This window comes from Nonomuraea sp. NPDC048916, assembly GCF_040649575.1.
Taxonomy (GTDB): Bacteria; Actinomycetota; Actinomycetes; order Streptosporangiales; family Streptosporangiaceae; genus Nonomuraea.
Genome location: NZ_JBEZFS010000242.1, coordinates 1 through 432 on the forward strand (window position 1 = coordinate 1; position 432 = coordinate 432).

The 432-nt window shown below is 69.4% G+C and carries 1 protein-coding gene; it reads right to left on the reverse strand.

Translation table 11 applies throughout. The annotated features are described in order from the left end of the window. Positions 1 to 432, reverse strand: a 432-nt coding sequence (locus AB0C16_RS40665) for a catalase (RefSeq protein WP_357691546.1), incomplete at both ends; no start/stop codon positions are given.

Genomic DNA, 432 nt, shown 5'->3' on the forward strand with positions numbered 1-432 from the left:
GGTAGAGGTCGCCCGCCTGCACGAAGTCGTTGTCCTCGGCGTGGGAGGGGGCCTCGGTGTTGCCGGTGGCACCGGTCACCGGGAGCGGCTGCCAGAGCGGCCGGTCGGTCTGGAACGGGCCGCCGAAGCTGTTCGGCTCGTAGTTCTTGGCGCCCTTGTGACGGCCGTCGTAGAGGAAGCCGTCCCGGCTGTTGGTCCGCGCCTCGGTGGCGTGCGGGCGGTTCACCGGCAGGTGGTCGGCGTTGATGCCGACGCGGTAGCGGTGGGCGTCGCCGTACGCGAAGAGCCGGCCCTGGAGCATCTTGTCGGGGGACGGGCCGATACCCGGCACGAAGTGGTGCGGGGAGAAGATCGACTGCTCGACCTCGGCGAAGATGTCCTGCGGGTTGCGGTTGAGCTCCAGCTTGCCGATCTCGATCGGCGGGTAGTCCT